Below are 15,581 nucleotides of genomic sequence, written 5' to 3'. Positions count from 1 at the left end.
CTGGCCGCCGCCCACCCGCTGCGCCGCGGGGACTTCACCTGGCTGCGCGAGCAGGCGCTGCAGTGGCTGCTGGGAGAGTATGGACTAGAGGCTGATGCCGCCCGGTCGTGGGCCGGTGCAGCCATGGATCGCTTCATGCTGCTGCGCCATCGGGTCACGCCGCACCCGGAGGTGGATTCCCTGCTGTCATCGCTCGGCCGAGACTACCGGCTTGCCAGCATCACCAACGGCAACGTGGACGTCCACCGGCTGCCGCTGGGCCGCCACTTCCCGGTGGCCATCGCTGCCGGCGAGCTCCTCGCCCCCAAGCCCGATGCGCGCCCCTTCCTGGCCGCCCTGGCTCGGCTCGGCACCTCACCGGCCGGAACCCTTCACGTGGGCGACTCCTGGCGCGAGGACGTGGAACCGGCCCGCCGCCTGGGCATGCCGGTCGCCTGGATTTCACCCCATGTCGATGACACGCCTCTGCCCATCGGCATTCACCGGCTAAATCACGTGCGGGAACTGCCCCAGCTGCTGCATTCGCTGGTCGGGGTGGAGCAGGGCTGATAACGTACTTCAGTGGTTACTCGGGATCGGTCAACCAGACATCGAGTCGCCGGCTGGCCTCGTCGACACCTTCTTTCTTGAGTGAGGAGAACAGCTGGATACTGACCAGGTCCTCCCACTCGCGCAGCCGGCTGCGCACCTGCTGGAGCGCGCTCTTGGCGGCACCTGACTTCAGCTTGTCCGATTTGGTCAGCAGGATGTGAACGGGCATTTCCTGCTCATCGGCCCAGCCCAGCAGGGTCTGGTCGAACTCGGTGAGTGGATGACGCACGTCCATCACCAGGACCACGCCCTTGAGCGAGCGCCGCCCGCGCAGGTATTCCGCCAGATGGCGTTGCCACTCGCGCTTCACCTCCTCGGGCACCTTGGCATAGCCATAGCCGGGCAGGTCGACCAGCCGTCGCGAGGTGTCGTCACCCAGCGAGAAGAGGTTGATCAGCTGCGTGCGCCCCGGGGTACGCGAGGTCCTCGCCAGGGCCTTCTGCCGCGTCAGGGTATTGATAGCGCTCGACTTTCCCGCATTGGAGCGGCCGGCAAACGCCACCTCCGCCCCTTCGTCGGGCGGGCACTGGGCAAGGGTGGGCGCACTGGTCATGAAGCGCGCTGACGGGTAGTGAAATTGGGCCATGGCGTCGAGGTCCTGCCGAAAGGAGTAGATGTATCCCGTCGCCGGGGGCTTGACCTGCATTCCCGAGACGGGCTTGATTCGTTATAATGCAGCGTCTTTTTCTCTGCGACCTGGGCGCGCTAGTGTACCACCGCGCTCTTGCCGTCAGCGACCGGCGCAACCGGCGCTTCGGACAACAGGGCGAACCCGGCCTGTGAAGTGGCAGGCCAGGGTGGCACCCAGGGTGCGTACCGGTAAACAACACAACGGCATAGTGAAACTGCGATGAGAAAGTTACTGGCAAGCCTGGCACTGACCATGGGCGCCGTTGGCGCCGCCCACGCGGACCTGGAAGCGGATGCCGATGCGGCAGCCGGACGCGAGCTGGCGCAGCCCTGCGCCGCCTGTCACGGAGAAAGCGGCATCAGCCCCGCCAGCTCCTTCCCGCACCTGGCCGGTCAGCAGATGAGCTACACGGCCAAGCAGATCATGGATATCCGTGACGGCGAGCGACTGGTCCCGGAGATGGTCGGCCAAGTCGACGACTTCTCCGACCAGGACGCCTGGGACGTGGCCGCGTTCTATGCGGAGCAGGATGCCAACATCGGCCAGTCTGCCCCCGATGAACTGCTGATCGCCCGCGGCCAGGAGCTCTACCGCGCCGGCGACATGTCCAAGGGCATCCCGTCCTGTGCAGCCTGTCACGGCCCAGCCGGTGAAGGCATTCATACTGCCATCTACCCGGCCCTTTCCGGCCAGTTCGCCGAGTACACCATCGCCACCCTGCAGGACTTCGCCTCGGGCGAGCGGGCCAATGACCCCGCCAACATGATGGGTGACATCGCCGCCAAGATGAGTGACGACGACATGGCGGCCGTGGCCAACTACATCCTTGGCCTGCACTGATTCTGGCATCAGCGCGGCCCGGCTCATCGGCCGATCAAGGAAGGCGGCCCTCGGCCGCCTTCGCTGTTTCGGACCGTCTCGGAACCCTGGCTTCTCCCAGGGCTCCAAGTCACGAGCGTAACCGGCGCTGCCCCGCCATTCGCCAGGCGAACACGGCATTTTCAAGGAGTGACAACGCAATGTCCCAGTCTTCACGCTTCATCCAGACCGCACTGATGGCACTGGCCGGCATCGGCCTGTCGACGCTGGCTTCGGCCGCCACCCTGGTGGAAGGCCAGCACTACGAGGTACTCCCCGAGCGCGTCGAGACCCGTGTCACCGACGATCAGATCGAGGTCACCGAGGCGTTCTGGTACGGCTGCCCACACTGCTACAACCTGCAGAGCTCCGTCGATGCCTGGTACGAAACTCTCGGCGACGACGTCAGCATCATCCACCTGCCGGCCACCATGGGCGGCGACTGGAACACCCATGCGGCGGTCTTCTATGCCGCCGAAGAGCTGGGCATCCGCGAGGAGGCGCATGCCGACATCTTCGCTGCCATTCATGAGAATGGCCAACGGTTGACCGATACCGACAGCATTGCCGCCTTCTTCAGCGACTACGGTGTCAGCGAAGACGACGCGCGTCAGGCTCTGAACGCCTTCTCAGTGAAGTCCCAGGTCAACCAGGCCCATGCCCGCATGCGCGCCATGCGCCTGATGGGCGTCCCGGCCCTGGTGGTGGACGGTCGCTACCTGGTGACGCCCAGCAGCGCCGGCAGCCTGGAAAACATGCCCCAGATAGCCAATGCCCTGGTAGAAAGAGTGCGTCAGGAAAGAGAAGAATAGGCCGTGTCGAAAGAGATGTCCCGGCTGGCCGATGCAAAGACACCGCCACTGGATGGCGGACACCTGAAACTCCTCACCTTCAACATGCAGGTGGGGATTCAGACGTCGGCCTATCATCACTACCTGACACGCAGCTGGCAGCACCTGCTGCCGCACCCCCAGCGTCTGCGCCGCCTCAGCATGGTCAGCGAGGTACTGGGGCGCTTCGACATTGTGGGGCTGCAGGAGGTCGATGGGGGCAGCTTTCGCTCCAGCCATGTCAACCAGGTCGAGTACCTGGCCACCCATGGCGGCTTTCCCCACCACTACCAGCAGCTGAACCGCAACCTGGGACGCTTCGCCCAGCATAGCAACGGGCTGCTGTCGCGCCTCGCCCCCACCCAGGTCGAAGAGCATCGCCTTCCCGGCACGCTCCCCGGGCGGGGCGCCATCCATGCCCGCTATGGGGACGGGCCGGATGCGCTCCACCTGTTCGTCGCCCACCTGGCCCTGAGCCATCGCGGCAGGGTTCGCCAGCTCGACTACCTCAGCGAGATCATCCAGCCACTGCGCCACGTGGTGGTAATGGGCGATCTCAATTGCACCCCGGACCAGCTGCACAGCCACTCCCGTTTCTGTGCCTCATTGCCGTTGCATCCGGTACGTCCGCTGCTCAGCTACCCATCCTGGCAGCCCCGCCGCGCCCTGGACCACATCCTGATCTCCAACTCGCTGGAGGCTCGCGACGTGCGCGTACTCGACCACCTCTTCTCCGACCATCTGCCGATCGCCGTCGATCTGGCGCTCCCTGCGGCCTGTCGGGACATACTCGACGACCTGCTCAAGCACCATACCCGCTACCACTCGGCCTGATCCCGTCACCTGTCGTTGAGACACGGGGATGACGCGTCACGCCGAATCGGCGATGATGCGTCCCTTATCTGTTTCGACTACGAGAGACCCCCATGCCAACCGCGAACCGTGATCCGGTCCTGCTCGCATGGCTCGACGGCTTTACCGAGGTCGTGGGCCGCTTTATCGCCTGGCTGGTGATCGTCATGATGCTGGTGCAGTTTGCCATCGTGGTGATGCGCTATGTCATCGGCATCCATAGCATCGTGATGCAGGAGTCGGTCATGTACATGCACGCCATGGTCTTCATGCTGGGTGCCGCCTGGACCCTGCGCCACGATGGCCATGTGCGCGTCGATATCTTCTATCGCAAGCTGTCCGACCGAGGGCGCGCCTGGATCGACCTGCTGGGCACCCTGTTCCTGCTGTTCCCGGTGGTGCTCTTCATCGGTATCGGCAGCTACGGCTATGTCAGGAGCAGCTGGGCCATTCTCGAGCGCTCGCCGGACGCGGCATACCCGGCGTCTATCTGCTCAAGTCGCTGATACTGGTGATGGTTGGCCTGCTGCTGATCCAGGGCGTGGCCCAGGTGATCCGTCAGGTGCTGATACTGCGCGGCAAGGCGCCGGGCAACACCCCGGACCACGGGGAGGTGCTCTGACGTGGAATTCCTCCTCGATTTCATGCCGCTGATTCTCTTCTTCACCGTCTGCCTGGTGCTGATGCTGGGCTACCCGGTAGCGCTGGCACTGGCCGGTACCGCCCTGATGTTTGCCGGCCTCGGCATACTCCTGCAGAACATGGGGGTACCGGTCCACTTCGAGTCGCGCATGCTCGGCGCCATGCCCAACCGACTCTACGGCATCATGACCAACAGCACCCTGCTGGCGGTACCGCTGTTCGTACTGATGGGTGTCCTGCTGGAGAAGTCGCGAATCGCCGAAACCCTGCTCGACGCCATGGCGCTGCTCTTCGGCACGCTGCGCGGGGGGCTGGGAATTTCGGTGATCCTGGTGGGCATGCTGATGGCCGCTTCCACCGGCATCGTCGGCGCCACCGTGGTGACCATGGGCCTGCTGTCACTGCCCACCATGCTCAAGCGGGGCTATTCGCCCTCGCTTGCCACCGGCACCATCTGCGCCACCGGCACCCTGGGCCAGATCATTCCCCCCTCCATCGCACTGGTGCTGCTGGGTGATGTGCTCTCCAACGCTTATCAGCGTGCCCAGCTGGCCATGGGGGTGTGGAGCCCCAAGACGGTGTCGGTCGGCGACCTGTTCGTCGGTGCGCTGATCCCCGGCCTGCTGCTGGTGGTGGCCTATATCGTCTACCTGACGGCAACGGCCTGGCTGAAACCCGAAACCGCCCCTGCCGCCGACCGTCAGTCACTGATGGACGAACTGGGCCATCGCGGCAGCATCTGGCCCCTGCTGATCAAGGGACTGATCCCCCCGGTGCTGCTGATCGTCGCGGTGCTCGGCTCGATTCTCGGCGGCTTCGCCACACCCACTGAAGCCTCGGCGGTAGGCGCCATGGGGGCCTTCCTGCTGGCCCTGGTCAACCGCCGCCTGAACCTGCCAATGCTGCGCGAAGTGGTGCGCACCACGGCCCAGGTGACCAGCATGGTCTTCCTGATCCTGATCGGGGCGGCGCTGTTCTCGCTGGTGTTCCGCGCCTATGGCGGCGAGGAACTGGTCACCGGGCTGTTCGAGGCGATGCCCGGCGGCGTGGTGGGAGCGACCCTGATCGTGATGCTGGTGATCTTCCTGCTGGGCTTCATTCTCGACTTCATCGAGATCACCTTCGTGGTGGTGCCGATCGTCGGGCCAGTACTGCTGATGATGGGCCTCGACCCGATCTGGCTCGGCATCATGATCGCGGTGAACCTGCAGACCTCGTTCCTGACGCCGCCATTCGGCTTTGCCCTGTTCTACCTGCGCGGGGTAACGCCCCAGTCGGTGCCGACCTCGGCCATCTACCGGGGCGTGATCCCCTTCATCCTGATCCAGCTGGGTATGCTGGGGGCATTGGCGCTGTTCCCGGGCCTGGCCACCTGGCTACCCTCGATACTGTAAGCCGCCAGTGGGCTTGCTGGCCGGGGGGTCACTGGCAAAGCGGGGCCAGCCAGGCCTGTGCCAGATACAACACCACGGCATAGCGGGTCCCCTTGGCCAGGGTGATCAGCAGGATGGCCCGCCACCAGGGCAGCCGGAAGACGCCGGCCAGCACGGTGAGCGGGTCGCCGATCACCGGCGCCAGGAGAGCAGCAGGCTCCATTCACCAATCGCTGGTACCAGCGCTCGGCACGGGCCAGCCCCTGGGGCGAGGCGGGAAACCAGCGCCGGTCCTGGAAGCGACGGGCATAGCGCCCCATCCAGACGTTGATCAGGCTGCCCAGGGTATTGCCGGAAGTCGCCACCAGCCACAACATCATCACAGGCTCCCCCAGGCACCAGAGCCGGGCCAACCATACCTCGGAGCCACCCGGCAGCAGGGTGGCACTGACCAGCGCCACCACGAACAGGCTCAGCATGGCGCCCCCAGAAGACCTTTGACCCGCTTGCGAGACAATACCGTCATGACCTCGAACCGCTCCATTCCCAATGTATTGACCATCGCCGGCTCCGATCCCAGCGGCGGCGCCGGGATCCAGGCCGACCTCAAGACCTTCTCGGCGCTGGGCGCCTATGGTACCAGCGTCGTCACCGCGCTGACCGCCCAGAACACCTGCGGCGTCCGTGGTGTGCATCCGGTGCCGGAGGATTTCATTCGCCTGCAGCTCGACACCCTGCTCGACGACGTGGCCATCGATGCGGTCAAGATCGGCATGGTCGCCTCCCGCGAGGTGGCCGAGACCATCCGCGATGCGCTGGAGGCCAGGCGGCCCCGCTGGATCGTGCTGGATCCCGTGATGGTGGCCAAGAGCGGCGATATCCTGGTCGATGATGTGGGCATCGCCGCGGTACGCGAAGTGCTCGTGCCGCTTGCCGACCTGATGACGCCCAACCTGCCGGAAGCCGCGGTACTGCTGCGTTGCGATCCCCCCCTGACACGTCCCGACATGGAAGCCATGGCCCCGCGGCTGGAGGCCCTGGGGGCCGGGGCCGTCCTGCTCAAGGGTGGCCACCTGCAGGGCGAGAGCTGCCCCGACCTGTTGATAACTCCTGGCGAGACCCGTTGGCTGGAAGGAGCGCGCATCGCGACCTCGAACCTGCACGGCACCGGCTGCTCGCTCTCGTCGGCCATCACGGCTCGCCTCGCCCTGGGCGACCCGCTGCCCGAGGCAGTGACCAACGCCAAGCAGTGGCTGGAAACGGCGCTGGCCGAGAGCCGGCGGCTTGATGTAGGTCATGGTCATGGTCCGGTACACCACTTTCACCGCTGGTGGTAACAAACCCGCCTTGCGCGCGTGCCGCCTCCCGCCCATGCTGAAGCCTGACCCCGTCAGCCCCATCTTCACGGAGAGCGACATCATGACCCAGACGCTGCTGTTTGCCTGCGACCTCTCGGAAGAGAACCGCGCCGCCTACGCTCGAGCCATTCGTCTGGCCCATGAAAGTGGCGCCCGCCTCGATGTCATCCATGTGCTTGACCCCTACCTGCCACGGCGGGTGCTCCACGACCTGGAGGAAGCGGTGGTGGCCGACATGCAGGCCATGATGACGGATATTCGCGAGGACTATGCCCTGCCCGAGCCGCAGACACTGTTGCAGACGGTAGCCGGCGCCACCTACGCGAGATCATCCGTGAAGCCCATGACCGGGAAGTGGACATGATCGTACTCGGCTCCCACCGCAAGCGCGGCCAGCCAGACCTGGTCGCCGGCACCACCCTGGCCCGGGTGTTGCGCAGCGCTCCCTGCCCGGTGCTCTCGGTCAGCCAGCCCGCCAATCGCGACTGGGAGGATATCCTGGTGCCGGTGGATTTCTCGCTGGGCAGCCGTCATATCCTGCGCGAGACCCTGAAGCGCTTTCCCGAGGCACGGCTGACGCTGCTCCACGCCTGGGACATCCCCGGCGAGCGGGAGCTGGGCTCCGACAAGGAGTATGCTCGCTGGCGCGACCGGGAGGTGGAGCGCCTGCGCGGCCAGCTGGAGCGAGAGACCGACCAGCTGATGAGCGAACTCGACTGCGTGCCGGACCTGGAGCTGGTGCTGGAACAGGGCGACCCCCTGGAGGTGCTGCTGACCCGGCTGCGTCGCCAGCCGCCAGACCTGCTGGCACTGGGCAGCCGTGGCCAGCTCGGCCGACATAGCCATATCACCGAGGCGCTGCTCTCCGAGCCGCATTGCGACATCATGTTGTGCCGCGCCTGGTAAAGCCTCTTCGTTCTTATTTGGTTCATCGCAGACTGGCGTGAAACGGCAAGGAATGTGATGGACACACTGTCGGAGCAGCTTTAGCTCGCGACTGGAGGCCGCAGGCCTCCCGGCGGTGTTGCCTATGTTGGCGGCTATCGCTGGCGCTGCGGCCTCCGCCAAGGCGCCTGGCGGCGCCAGTCGCGATGGAAACTCGGGGCGCCGATCCGAGCGCTCCAACAAGGAGCGCCTGCGTCGCTGTCGTAGAGCCACCCTTCCACCATGCAGTTTATGTAGAGCAGGTTCACGCCAAAGTGTGAGAAACCTTTTCTTTGAGGGTGCGTGCTACCCTTCCGGCTGATCCACAGCCAGAAGGAAGCTTGCCGGATGAAAGCCCTGATACAGCGTGTGCGGCGCGCCAGCGTGGTGGTCGACCAGCGGACCGTGGGGGCCATCGATCAGGGCCTGCTGGCCCTGGTGGGCGTGGAGAAGGGTGACGACGAGGCCGCCGCCGACAAGCTGCTGCACAAGCTGCTGCATTATCGGGTGTTCGCCGACGAGGCCGACAAGATGAACCTCGACCTGCAGCAGATCGACGGCGGGCTGCTGCTGGTCTCCCAGTTCACCCTGGCTGCCGATACCCGCAAGGGGCTGCGCCCGAGCTTCTCCAGCGCCGCGCCACCGGCGGAGGGCGAGCGGCTGTTCCACTACCTTCTCGAACGCGCCCAGGCGGCCTGGCCCAAGGTCGCCAGCGGCGAGTTCGCCGCCAATATGCAGGTCGAGCTGATCAACGACGGGCCGGTGACGTTTCTGTTGGAAAGTTGAGGGGGCCTGTACCCGGCGCCGCTCGCCTCGCGCAGTTGTCCACACTGCTTGGCAAAGCCTGGGGGTCTGGCTTGGATCAGGCCCCGCTCTCTTGCAGCTCCGCCTCCATCGCCTCCAGCTCCTCCTCGGCGGCGAGCCATTCCGTCTCCAGCGCCTCGAGCCGCGACTTCAGTTCGCCCTGACGCCCCAGCCGCTCGGTGAGCTCGGCCTTGCGCGCCGGGTCGGTATAGAGCTCGGCGTCGCCCAGCGCCTCCTCCACCTGAGTAAGCTCGCCCTGGACCTTCTCCATCGCCTGCTCGGCACGGTCGCGCGCCTTCTTCAACGGCCGCAGCTTCTCGCGCAGTTCGGCGGCGGCGCGCCGGGCCGCCTTTTTATCCTCCTTCGGTGCGGTGCCCTCTGACTGTCGCTCGGCCTTGTCGGCCCGCGCCTCGCGACGCACGCCCTCGAGCCGCGCCTTGAGCCAGGCGCGGTAATCCTCCAGATCGCCATCGAAGGGCTCGACCCGGTGGTCCGCCACGCACCAGAACTCGTCCACGGTGGCCCGCAGCAAGTGACGATCGTGGGACACGATGATGACCGTACCCTCGAAGGAGGCCAGGGCTTCGGTCAACGCCTCGCGCATCTCCAGGTCCAGGTGGTTGGTCGGCTCGTCGAGCAGCAGCAGATTGGGCTTCTGCCAGGCCACCAGCGACAGAGCCAGCCGCGCCTTCTCGCCACCGGAGAAACTCCCCACCTCGGCGAAGACGGTATCACCGTGGAAGCCGAAGCCACCAAGGAAGTTGCGAATCGCTTGGTCGCTTGCCGTGGGCGAGAGCCGCAGCACATGCTGGAACGGCGTGGAGGCCAGATCCAGGCTCTCGAGCTGGTGCTGGGCGAAGTAGCCGATGGCCAGATGCTCGCCGGGAACGCGCTTGCCGGCCAGCAGCGGCAGGTCACCGGTCAGTGACTTGATCAGCGTCGACTTGCCGGCCCCGTTGGGACCCAACAGGCCGATTCGCTGCCCCGGCAGCAGGCTCACCTTTACCCCGTCGAGCTGCACGATTTCACTGCCCGCCTCGTCCCGATAGCCGAGCCTGGCCTCATCGAGCACCAGCAGCGGATGCGAGGTCTTGTCGGAGGAGGGAATGGTGAAGTGGAAGGGCGAATCGGCATGGGCGACGGCGATGTCGCCCATGCGCTCGAGCGTCTTCAACCGGCTCTGGGCCTGGCGCGCCTTGTTGGCCTGGTATCGGAAGCGTGCCACGAACTGCTCGATCTCCGCACGGCGGGCCTGCTGCTTGGCGGCTTCGGCCTGCTGCAGCGCCAGCTTTTCGGCCCGGGTACGCTCGAAGGTAGAGTAGTTGCCGCGGTAGAGCACCAGTGAGCAACGATCGAAGTGCACGATGTGGTCGCAGACGGCATCGAGGAAGTCACGATCGTGGGAAATCAGCAGCAGCGTCCCCGGGTAGCGCGTCAACCACTGCTCAAGCCACAGCAGTGCGTCCAGGTCCAGGTGGTTGGTCGGCTCGTCGAGGAGCAGCAGGTCCGACGGCATGAAGAGCGTGCGCGCCAGGTTGACCCGCATCCGCCAGCCGCCGGAAAAGTCCGACAGGGGCCGCTCGAGGTCCGCCTGGGTGAAGCCCAGCCCGATCAGCAACTGGGCGGCGCGGGCGGGGGCACTGTAGCCGTCCAGCGCTTCGATGGCGCCGTGAAGCTCGGCTTCACGATGGGCCTCGCCCTGCTCCTGCGCCCGCGCCAGGGCCGCCTCGGTCTGGCGCAGCTCCCGGTCGCCATCGAGCACATAATCGACGATGGGGCGAGTCAGCGCTGCCACATCCTGGGCCATGTGGGCGATTCGCTGCCCTCCGCTCATCTCGACCTCGCCCCGGTCCGGCGCGAGGCTTCCCAGCAACAGGCTGAACAGGCTCGACTTGCCGGCGCCGTTGGGCCCGACGATGCCAGCCTTGTGCCCGGCGTGCAGGGTCAGCTCTGCCCCCTCGAGCAGGGTCTGGGTGCCGCGTTGCAGGGTGACCTGGCGCAATGCAATCATGCAGACTCCAATTACGGAAACACTGCAAAAATGACTGTGCGAGCGAATCGCTGCGTTGCGCTTCATCTCGCTCGTCGATTTATTCAGCATTTCCTTAGCAGAAAACGATGCTGTCGCTCGTCGGCGGCAATCCCGAACAGAAGGCGGTAACGGCAAGTGGCAACAGCCTGATCATGAGTGACGATTCTACCCGAATGGACACGGCTCTGCGGAGTCGACTGGCGGCGGATCCGCTATGGGACTTCGCCCTGGCACTCTATGCACGCCCCGGGGTCGAGGCCGCCTGCCTGACACTGCAGGACGAAGCCGGCGTGGACGTCTGTGAACTGCTGTGGCACTGCTGGCTCCACCACCATGGCCTGGCCCTGGAAAAAGAACCCGAGGCACTCGCGGCGATCCGCCAGTGGCAGCAGGAGGTCACCTCGGTGCTGCGCACCCTGCGCCGACGCATGAAGGTGGAAGCGAGAAATAGCACGGGTGTGGCCGAAGTGCGCCGTCGGTTGCAACACACCGAACTTGCCGCCGAGCGGGAAACCCTCGCTCGCCTGCAGGCACTGGCCGAACGCGGGAAAGGTCTCGTCCGGCACTCGACTTCTCGCTCAGAATTGGCAGTTTCTCTTGCCTCACGCTGGCAATTGCAGAAAAAACCACAACTTTTAGCGCTTCAAACCATTGAATGCCAGCTTGACCCCCCCTAGGTGCCACGCTAGCCTGAAAAAAGCTATGCAGCTCGTGTGGCTGCAAAAAGCCTGATGATGTAATCGCGTTTCACAGGCCCAACCTGCGAGGAGAACACAATAATGAAGGCAACCAAGCTGTTGACCACTGCCAGTATCGGCGCGCTGATGTTCGGCATGTCGGCTGCCGCACATTCCGCCGAGTGGCGCTATGCGCACGAGGAATTCGAGGGTGATGTTCAGGACGTGTTCGCTGTCGCCTTCAAGGAGTATATCGAGGAAAACTCCGACAACTCCGTCCAGATCTATCGCTTTGGCGAGCTGGGCGAATCCGACGACATCATGGAGCAGACCCAGGCCGGCATTCTCCAGTTCGTCAATCAGTCCCCCGGCTTCACCGGTTCGCTGATTCCCGAGGCGCAGATCTTCTTCATTCCCTATCTGCTGCCCACCGACGAAGAGTCGGTCATCGAGTTCTTCAACACCAGCAAGGCCATCAACGAGATGTTCCCGGAGCTCTATGCCGAGCAGGGCCTAGAACTCCTCAAGATGTATCCGGAAGGCGAGATGGTCGTCACCCTGGACGAGCCATTCACCAGCCCGGACGATCTGCGCGGCAAGAACATCCGCATCATGACCAACCCGCTGCTCTCCGAGACCTACCGCGCCTTCGGCGCCACTCCGACCCCGCTGCCTTGGGGCGAGGTGTACGGCGGCCTGCAGACCGGCATCATCCAGGGTCAGGAAAACCCGATCTTCTGGATCGAGTCCGGTGGCCTCTACGAGGTGTCTCCGCATCTGGTGTTCACCGGTCATGGCTGGTTCACCACCGCCATGATGGCCAACCAGGACTTCTTCGACGGTCTCTCCGAAGAGGAGCAGCAGCTGGTGCGCGACGCCACCGAAGCGGCCTATGAGCACATCATCGACCACATCTCCGGGCTCGCCGATGAATCCCTGGCAAAGATCCAGGAAGCCTCCGACGAGGTTACCGTGACCCGCCTGGACGAAGATCAGATCCAGGCCTTCCGCGAGCGGGCTCCCCAAGTCGAGGAGCGCTTCATCGAAATGACCGGTGAGCGCGGACAGGAACTGCTCGAGCAGTTCAAGGCCGACCTGGAAGCCGTGACCGAAGAGTAAGCCCCACAGGCAACTCATCGTGAGCGCGCAAGGGGGTAGCCGGCCGGCTGCCCCCTTGTAGTTTGGGCATCCTCACGTCCCGGCCAATCAGCGTTGACGTCCTGCAGGACAAATCCGACTCGCGCTGCTTACCCTTGAGGATGGCGAAGGCATTTCACTCCCTTGCAGGGAACACTTCTGGAGTCCGGTCGCATGACAGAAGAAGAATCCGAGAAGAACTATCGCTCGACGCTCCCCGGCCCACTGGGAGTCGCCGACACCTGGATCAGCAGGGCCGAGTCGGTGATCCTCGCCATGGGGGTGATCCTGATGGCCATCAATACCGTGGCCAACGTGCTAAGCCGTTTCCTGCTCGGCGAGAGCCTGCACTTTGCCGAAGAAGTGAACCGCATCCTGATCGTGATGATCACCTTCGCCGGGCTCGGCTATGCCGCACGCCACGGGCGGCATATCCGCATGTCCGCCTTCTATGACGCCCTTCCCACAGGGGGGCGGCGCTGGCTAATGATCTTCATCTGCCTCTTCACATCGGTGGTGATGTTCGCGCTCTGCTACTACTCCATCGGCTATATCAGCACCCTCTATGGCCGCGGGCGCGTACTTCCCTCCCTGAGCATCCCGGTATGGATCATCTACCTTTGGGTACCGGTCGGATTCACCATCACCGGCATTCAGTACCTGCTCACCGCCATCAAGAACCTCACCTCCCGTGACGTCTACCTGTCGACCCATGTGGTCGATGGCTACAAGGACACGGAAACGGAAGTCTGACGCTGAGCGCGAGAGGATTACACCACCATGACAACCATAATCGTTTCCCTCATGATCGTGTTGCTGCTGCTCGGCTTCCCGATGATGATTCCCCTGGCTACGGCGGCCTTCGTCGGCTTCTTCATGACCTTCGGCGGCACCGGCCAGATGGAGACCCTCATCCAGCAGATGATGGGCGGCATTCGGCCCACGGCATTGATCGCCGTGCCCATGTTCATCCTGGCGGCGGATATCATGACCCGTGGCCAGTCCGCCGGGCGGCTGATCGACATGGTCATGAGCTTCGTCGGCCACGTCAAAGGCGGACTGGCGGTCAGCACCGCCGCCTCCTGCACCCTGTTCGGCGCCGTTTCCGGTTCCACCCAGGCCACCGTGGTGGCCGTCGGTTCGCCGCTGCGTCCGCGCATGCTCAAGGCGGGCTACAAGGACCCCTTCACCCTGGCGCTGATCATCAACTCCAGTGACATCGCCTTTTTGATCCCGCCGAGCATCGGCATGATCATCTACGGGGTGATTTCAGGAACCTCCATCGGCGAGCTGTTCATTGCCGGTATCGGCCCGGGCCTGCTGATCCTTGTGATGTTCTCGATCTATTGCGTGTTCTACGCCATCTACCACAAGGTGCCCACAGAACCGAAGTCCAGCTGGAAGCAGCGCACAGTCGCCGTGCGTAACGCTCTCTGGCCGCTGGGTTTCCCGGTGCTGATCATCGGCGGTATCTATGGTGGCATCTTCAGCCCGACCGAGGCGGCCGCCGCCTGCGTGCTCTATGCGGTACTGCTGGAGTTCGTGATCTTCCGCTCGCTGAAAATGCCGGACATCTATACCATCGCCAAGTCCACCGGCCTGATCACCGCCGTGGTGTTCATCCTGGTGGCCGTGGGCAACGGCTTCTCGTGGATCATCTCCTTCGCCCAGATTCCACAGACCCTGCTCGCCGCCTTCGGCATCAACGAGGCCGGGCCGATAGGCGTACTGGTTGCGATCTCCATCGCCTTCTTCGTCGCCTGCATGTTCGTGGACCCCATCGTGGTCATCCTGGTGCTGACGCCCATCTTCGCCCCGGCCATCGCCGCCTCGGGCCTGGATCCGGTCCATGTGGGCGTGCTGATCACCCTGCAGGTGGCGATAGGCTCGGCGACGCCACCCTTCGGCTGCGACATCTTCACCGCCATCGCCATCTTCAAGCGACCCTACTGGGAGGTGATCCGCGGTACGCCACCCTTTGTCTTCATGCTGGTGCTGGCGGCGGCACTGATCATCATGTTCCCGCAGATCGCGCTGTTCCTGCGTGACCTGGCCTTCCGTTGATCGGTGAGACTGACCCCGCTAAGGAGATGGTGATGTTCAATCGGATACTGGTACCGGTGGATGGCTCGAAGGGCGCGATGAAGGCGTTGCAGAAAGCCGTCGGGCTACAGATGCTGACCGGTGCCGAGCTCTATATTCTTTGTGTGTTCAAGCACCACAGCCTGCTGGAGGCCTCGCTCTCCATGGTGCGACCCGACAAGCTCGATATTCCCGATGACGCGCTCAAGGAGTACGCCACCGAGATCGCCGTGCATGCCAAGGGCGAGGCGGTGGAGCTGGGCGCCGACCCGGCGCGCCTGCGGGCCTTCGTCAAGGGCGGGCGACCTTCGCGCACCATCGTGCGCTTCGCCCGCAAGCGTGAGTGCGACCTGATCGTGATCGGCGCCCAGGGCACCAACGGAGAAAAGAGCCTGTTGCTGGGCAGCGTGGCCCAGCGCGTGGCGGGTTCGGCCCACTGCCCGACGCTGGTGGTCTGACCTGGGCCACACCTCCGGCCCGGTTCCGCCCTTTGTTGGCGAGTGCGGAACCGGACCGGCCCTGTTAGAGTCCGAATAGCTGCCAATGAGTTCACGCCTCAACGCTTCTATCACCAAAGGATTCTGCATGAAGACACTCCTGACTTCCGCCTCCTTGGTCACCTTGATGGCCGCAGCACCGCTTGCCCTGGCCGCACCGGAGACCGAGGATGAGCGCCTCAGCTACAGCCTTGGGGTTGCCTATGGCCAGAGCATCGCACAGGAGTATGCCGACCTGGACGTGGATGCTTTCACCGACGCCATACGCGATGTCATCGAAGAGAATGAACTGG

Annotated in this window: 15 protein-coding genes and 3 pseudogenes; 15 read left to right on the top strand and 3 right to left on the bottom strand. The window is 64.4% G+C overall.

Annotated features, from left to right (window positions below; all coding sequences use genetic code 11):
• A partial coding sequence (locus tag Q427_RS19065) for an HAD family hydrolase (protein ID WP_043516681.1) occupies positions 1-549 on the top strand: 549 nt, incomplete at its 5' end.
• A 16-nt stretch (positions 550-565) separates the two neighbouring features.
• Here the strand turns inward: Q427_RS19065 and yihA are convergent.
• Positions 566-1,177, bottom strand: coding sequence for a ribosome biogenesis GTP-binding protein YihA/YsxC (gene yihA / locus Q427_RS19060; protein ID WP_043516685.1), 612 nt, complete (start codon positions 1,175-1,177; stop codon positions 566-568).
• A gap of 264 nt (positions 1,178-1,441) precedes the next feature.
• On the opposite strand from yihA, the gene Q427_RS19055 reads away from it, so the two are divergent.
• The 5 genes and pseudogenes from Q427_RS19055 (at position 1,442) to Q427_RS19035 (ending at position 5,798) form a co-directional block, all read left to right on the top strand.
• Positions 1,442-2,062, top strand: a complete 621-nt coding sequence (locus Q427_RS19055; RefSeq protein WP_043516680.1) for a c-type cytochrome — start codon at positions 1,442-1,444, stop codon at positions 2,060-2,062.
• 179 nt (positions 2,063-2,241) lie between these two features.
• On the top strand, positions 2,242-2,892 hold the full coding sequence (locus Q427_RS19050; protein ID WP_043516679.1) for a thiol:disulfide interchange protein DsbA/DsbL: 651 nt from the start codon (positions 2,242-2,244) through the stop codon (positions 2,890-2,892).
• A gap of 15 nt (positions 2,893-2,907) precedes the next feature.
• Positions 2,908-3,744 (top strand): endonuclease/exonuclease/phosphatase family protein, encoded by an 837-nt coding sequence (locus Q427_RS19045; RefSeq protein ID WP_043516677.1) that lies wholly within the window; start codon positions 2,908-2,910, stop codon positions 3,742-3,744.
• Between the two features lie 92 nt (positions 3,745-3,836).
• Positions 3,837-4,384 (top strand): annotated as a pseudogene (locus tag Q427_RS19040) (TRAP transporter small permease subunit).
• Positions 4,385-4,406: 22 nt separating this feature from the next.
• A complete protein-coding gene (locus Q427_RS19035; protein WP_043516684.1) occupies positions 4,407-5,798 on the top strand; it encodes a TRAP transporter large permease in 1,392 nt (463 codons plus the stop codon).
• Positions 5,799-5,826: 28 nt separating this feature from the next.
• On the opposite strand, the pseudogene Q427_RS19030 reads toward Q427_RS19035, so the two are convergent.
• Positions 5,827-6,256, bottom strand: a pseudogene (locus tag Q427_RS19030) (YqaA family protein).
• Between the two features lie 45 nt (positions 6,257-6,301).
• On the opposite strand from Q427_RS19030, the gene thiD reads away from it, so the two are divergent.
• From thiD to dtd, 3 genes and pseudogenes are all read left to right on the top strand, one after another.
• Positions 6,302-7,114 carry a bifunctional hydroxymethylpyrimidine kinase/phosphomethylpyrimidine kinase gene (thiD, locus tag Q427_RS19025; RefSeq protein ID WP_043516683.1) on the top strand — a complete coding sequence of 271 codons (813 nt, stop codon included), beginning with the start codon at positions 6,302-6,304 and terminating at the stop codon, positions 7,112-7,114.
• A gap of 82 nt (positions 7,115-7,196) precedes the next feature.
• A pseudogene (locus Q427_RS35570) lies at positions 7,197-8,041 on the top strand (universal stress protein).
• 366 nt (positions 8,042-8,407) lie between these two features.
• The gene (gene dtd, locus Q427_RS19015) at positions 8,408-8,845 is read left to right on the top strand and encodes a D-aminoacyl-tRNA deacylase (protein ID WP_043516675.1); all 438 of its coding nucleotides are present in this window, start codon (positions 8,408-8,410) and stop codon (positions 8,843-8,845) included.
• Positions 8,846-8,921: 76 nt separating this feature from the next.
• Here dtd and Q427_RS19010 read toward each other — a convergent pair whose 3' ends face one another.
• Positions 8,922-10,874, bottom strand: coding sequence for an ATP-binding cassette domain-containing protein (locus tag Q427_RS19010; protein ID WP_043516674.1), 1,953 nt, complete (start codon positions 10,872-10,874; stop codon positions 8,922-8,924).
• 107 nt (positions 10,875-10,981) lie between these two features.
• Between Q427_RS19010 and Q427_RS29205 the strand changes: the two genes are divergently transcribed.
• The 6 genes from Q427_RS29205 to Q427_RS18980 form a co-directional block, all read left to right on the top strand.
• Positions 10,982-11,572, top strand: coding sequence for a TIGR02444 family protein (locus Q427_RS29205; protein ID WP_051496529.1), 591 nt, complete (start codon positions 10,982-10,984; stop codon positions 11,570-11,572).
• 102 nt (positions 11,573-11,674) lie between these two features.
• Entirely contained in the window at positions 11,675-12,691 is a 1,017-nt protein-coding gene (locus tag Q427_RS19000) for a TRAP transporter substrate-binding protein (protein WP_043516673.1), read from the top strand.
• A gap of 192 nt (positions 12,692-12,883) precedes the next feature.
• Positions 12,884-13,462: a TRAP transporter small permease gene (locus tag Q427_RS18995; RefSeq protein ID WP_043516672.1), complete on the top strand. Its 579-nt coding sequence runs from the start codon at positions 12,884-12,886 to the stop codon at positions 13,460-13,462.
• A gap of 27 nt (positions 13,463-13,489) precedes the next feature.
• Positions 13,490-14,773 (top strand): TRAP transporter large permease, encoded by a 1,284-nt coding sequence (locus Q427_RS18990; protein ID WP_043516671.1) that lies wholly within the window; start codon positions 13,490-13,492, stop codon positions 14,771-14,773.
• A gap of 32 nt (positions 14,774-14,805) precedes the next feature.
• Complete coding sequence (locus Q427_RS18985; protein WP_043516670.1) at positions 14,806-15,249, top strand: universal stress protein; 444 nt, start codon at positions 14,806-14,808, stop codon at positions 15,247-15,249.
• 127 nt (positions 15,250-15,376) lie between these two features.
• Positions 15,377-15,581, top strand: a 205-nt coding sequence (locus tag Q427_RS18980) for an FKBP-type peptidyl-prolyl cis-trans isomerase N-terminal domain-containing protein (RefSeq protein WP_043516669.1), incomplete at its 3' end; no start/stop codon positions are given.

Source organism: Halomonas sp. BC04, assembly GCF_000568385.1.
Note: the sequence above shows the minus strand (reverse complement) of the source record. Positions and strands in the feature narration are given on the sequence as shown.

What these genes read in the sequence shown, in the direction of transcription:
- yihA (WP_043516685.1), bottom strand. Translation starts at nt 1,177, where the DNA reads ATGGCCCAATTTCACTACCCGTCAGCGCGCTTCATGACCAGTGCGCCC.
- Q427_RS19055 (WP_043516680.1), top strand. Translation starts at nt 1,442, where the DNA reads ATGAGAAAGTTACTGGCAAGCCTGGCACTGACCATGGGCGCCGTTGGC.
- Q427_RS19050 (WP_043516679.1), top strand. Translation starts at nt 2,242, where the DNA reads ATGTCCCAGTCTTCACGCTTCATCCAGACCGCACTGATGGCACTGGCC.
- Q427_RS19045 (WP_043516677.1), top strand. Translation starts at nt 2,908, where the DNA reads ATGTCCCGGCTGGCCGATGCAAAGACACCGCCACTGGATGGCGGACAC.
- Q427_RS19035 (WP_043516684.1), top strand. Translation starts at nt 4,407, where the DNA reads ATGCCGCTGATTCTCTTCTTCACCGTCTGCCTGGTGCTGATGCTGGGC.
- thiD (WP_043516683.1), top strand. Translation starts at nt 6,302, where the DNA reads ATGACCTCGAACCGCTCCATTCCCAATGTATTGACCATCGCCGGCTCC.
- dtd (WP_043516675.1), top strand. Translation starts at nt 8,408, where the DNA reads ATGAAAGCCCTGATACAGCGTGTGCGGCGCGCCAGCGTGGTGGTCGAC.
- Q427_RS19010 (WP_043516674.1), bottom strand. Translation starts at nt 10,874, where the DNA reads ATGATTGCATTGCGCCAGGTCACCCTGCAACGCGGCACCCAGACCCTG.
- Q427_RS29205 (WP_051496529.1), top strand. Translation starts at nt 10,982, where the DNA reads ATGCTGTCGCTCGTCGGCGGCAATCCCGAACAGAAGGCGGTAACGGCA.
- Q427_RS19000 (WP_043516673.1), top strand. Translation starts at nt 11,675, where the DNA reads ATGAAGGCAACCAAGCTGTTGACCACTGCCAGTATCGGCGCGCTGATG.
- Q427_RS18995 (WP_043516672.1), top strand. Translation starts at nt 12,884, where the DNA reads ATGACAGAAGAAGAATCCGAGAAGAACTATCGCTCGACGCTCCCCGGC.
- Q427_RS18990 (WP_043516671.1), top strand. Translation starts at nt 13,490, where the DNA reads ATGACAACCATAATCGTTTCCCTCATGATCGTGTTGCTGCTGCTCGGC.
- Q427_RS18985 (WP_043516670.1), top strand. Translation starts at nt 14,806, where the DNA reads ATGTTCAATCGGATACTGGTACCGGTGGATGGCTCGAAGGGCGCGATG.